Annotated in this window: 3 protein-coding genes; all 3 read left to right on the forward strand. The window is 41.7% G+C overall.

All coding sequences use genetic code 11. From position 1 onward, the window contains the following. On the forward strand, positions 1–954 hold a 954-nt coding region (locus tag Q0257_RS08875), incomplete at its 5' end, for an acyltransferase (RefSeq protein ID WP_298024201.1). Beyond that, entirely contained in the window at positions 951–3,080 is a 2,130-nt protein-coding gene (locus Q0257_RS08880) for a bi-domain-containing oxidoreductase (protein ID WP_298024203.1), read from the forward strand. The genes Q0257_RS08875 and Q0257_RS08880, both read left to right, overlap by 4 nt. Continuing rightward, on the forward strand, positions 3,077–3,364 hold a 288-nt coding region (locus Q0257_RS08885), incomplete at its 3' end, for a hypothetical protein (RefSeq protein WP_298024205.1). The genes Q0257_RS08880 and Q0257_RS08885, both read left to right, overlap by 4 nt.

Below are 3,364 nucleotides of genomic sequence, written 5' to 3' on the forward strand. Positions count from 1 at the left end.
CTATTTCCCGGCGTCCCATTGTTTTTTTTGGTTTCAGGATTTTTAATTACAGATAGTTATTTAAATAGCGGAAATTTAAAAGAGTATTTTATAAAAAGAGCACTTAGAATATATCCGGCTCTATCTGTAAATATTTTAGTACTTGAGCTAGCTATGTATGTGGGCAAAAATTTTAATGATATCTCGGTATTAAAATACATAGAATACTTCGTGCTCTATGTAATTACCGCCGCTTCAGGTATAGCGGGCTTTATAATCGGTATAAAAAATGACGCTTTATATAATTACGATGGCTTTTTTAGCTCATATCCGAGCGGCGTTTTATGGACGCTTAGCGTCGAGCTGTCATTTTATATCCTCCTTCCGTTTATTTTGTGTATTAGAAAAGCAATTATAAGAAATTTATTGTTAGTTTTTCTATTTTTTGCATCAATGATAATTCCCGCAATCGCCGATGAAAATTTTTACTCTGCTTCAAATTTAAATAAGCTTCTCGAGCTTATATGCTTGCCGTTTTTGTGGATATTTATCATCGGGATGGTTATGAGACTTTATTGGTTGGATATAAAAAAATATCTCGTAGGTTACGGCTTATTTTATATTGCGTTCTATTTAATATTTTGTTTTGTGGCTATAGAGTTTGGAAGCGGGCTTGGAGATTATAAGAGAGGCTTGGAAATTTCTACCGTATTTCAAATTTTCCTTTTAGCGCTAGCTATGTTTAGTATGGCTTTTTCCTACACAAATTTAAAGATGGCCAGAAGCACCGATCTCTCTTATAGTACATATCTTTATCATATGCTGATAGTTCAAATTTTAATTAGTCTGGGCTTTGGCAGCTCTTTATGGCTATATTTCATAGTGGTAGCCGCGACGCTCGCGGTAGCTTACGTTTCTTGGAATTTTATAGAAAAGCCAGCACTAACATTAAAGCAAATAAAGGTTGCAAAATGATACAAGCAATAGTTAAAAAAGGTAAGGTTTTAGCAGAACAAATCCCCGCTCCGAGCGTTTCAAAGGGATGCGTTCTTATAAAAGTAGTAAATAGCTGCATATCTGCGGGCACCGAGATAAGCGGCGTATCAAATAGCGGCAAAAGCCTGATCAGAAGGGCTTTGGAGCAGCCTGAGAACGTAAAAAAAGTCATCAATATGGTGAAATCCGACGGCATAGCCAGCGTCTATGCGAAGGTAAAGGGCAAGCTTGATAGCGGAAATCCGACCGGCTATTCGCTTAGCGGCGTCGTCATAGCGGTCGGAGAGGGCGTTTCAAATTTTGAAATCGGTGAACGCGTCGCCGCAGCCGGTGCAGGGCTTGCGAATCACGCAGAGTATGTAGACGTGCCTAAAAATTTAGTTATGAAAATGCCACAGGATATGGACTTTGAGCGGGCTTGCACCGTGACGCTCGGCGGCATAGCGATGCAGGGCGTTAGGCGGATCGATCTAAGGCTGGGCGAGACCTGCGTAGTCGTGGGAGCTGGGATATTGGGGCTTCTTGCGGTGCAGATGCTTAAAATTTCAGGCGTGAGGGTTGCTGTCAGCGATTTTGACGATAGGCGCTTGCAGATAGCAAAGGAATATGGCGCCGAGCTCGTCATAAACCCGTCAAGAGAGGATTTGCTAGACATCGTTACGTCTTGGAGCGGCGGATACGGCGCTGATGGAGTGCTATTTACCGCTGCTACGAGCAGCAGCGAGCCGCTATCGCAAAGTTTTCAGATGTGCAAGAAAAAGGGCAGAGTGGTGCTAGTGGGCGTTGCCGGCATGCAGATAAATAGAGAGGATATGTATAAAAAGGAGCTTGATTTTCTCATCTCCACCTCTTATGGGCCAGGTCGCTACGACAAGAGCTACGAAGAGCAGGGGCTTGATTATCCGTTTAGCTACGTCAGATGGACCGAAAATCGAAATATGAGCGAGTATCTAAGGCTAGTAAATGAAAATTTGATAAAGCTGGATAAGCTCATAGACGCAAAATATCCTATCGAGCAGGTAACGGAGGCGTTTGAGTCGCTACAGACTTCGCAGAATAAGCCGCTTATGGTTTTGCTCGACTACGGCGAGGCAAATTTAGCCGAGCTTGATAGCTATCTAAATCACGATAAAAAAATCATCATAAGCTCCGCGCCAGTAAACAGGGATGTGATAAACGTCGCATTCGTCGGAGTCGGCGGATTTGCCACAGGAATGCACCTGCCTAATATCTCAAAGCTTACGGACAAGTATAAAATTTACGCGATAATGAACCGAAGCGGGCATAAGGCAAAGACGGTGGCGCAGCAATACGGAGCGAACTATGCTACTTCAAATTTAGACGATATTTTAAATGACAAAAACGTTGATCTGGTGATCATCTCCACAAGGCACGATAGCCATGCGGAGCTTACTTTAAAGGCGCTTGAAGCGGGCAAAAACGTATTTGTAGAAAAGCCGCTTGCGACAAACAAAGAGGAGCTTGAAAAGATAAAGAAATTTTACGAAGGAGATGGCGACAAGCCCGTTTTATTCGTGGGATTTAACAGGCGATTTAGCGCTTACGCGCAGGAGATAAAAAAGCACACGAGCGCTAGAATAAATCCGATGATAATCAGATATAGGATGAACGCGGGTTACATACCGATGGATCACTGGGTGCACGAAAACGGCGGCAGGATGGTGGGCGAAGCGTGCCATATAATAGATCTGATGACGGCGCTAACGGGCAGCGAGATACAGAGCGTATTTTCGCAGGCTATCACGCCGAGCAATGAAAAATATAGCGCCGAGGATAATAAATCCATCGTTTTAAAATACAAAGACGGCTCGGTGGCAAATATCGAATATTTTGCAAACGGCAGCAAGGAGCTAAGTAAGGAATTTATGGAGATCCACTTTGACGGCAAGAGCATCGTTTTAGACGATTATAAAAGCCTAAAAGGATATGGAGTGGGGCTGAAAGAAATTTCAACAAATGTAAGCCAAAAAGGGCAGCTCGAAGAGCTCGAGGTGCTATTTGGGACTCTAAAAGGAAGCAAAAAAGGCTGGCCGATAGAGCTTTGGGATATGGTGCAGACGACGGAGATTTCATTTTTGATATGATTGACAGTATAAAAAAAATTATTAAATCAAACTATATTTTAGAGGCATTTGCAAGAAGGCTTTATGCCATTATACCATATAGGATTAGAAAGTTAAATAGAGAATTTTACGACTTCTACAACCTGCTCTTGAATAATGAAACAGAAAATATCAAATATATCGAAAAATATCAGTTTGAATCATTAAAGCATATTGTTGGTATCGCATACTATAAAACAACATTCTATAAACAAAAATATGATTCTGCTGGCTTTCATCCTTCCATGTTAAATGAAATCTCTGAT

It is taken from the genome of uncultured Campylobacter sp. (assembly GCF_938018035.1).
Classification (GTDB): domain Bacteria; phylum Campylobacterota; class Campylobacteria; order Campylobacterales; family Campylobacteraceae; genus Campylobacter_B.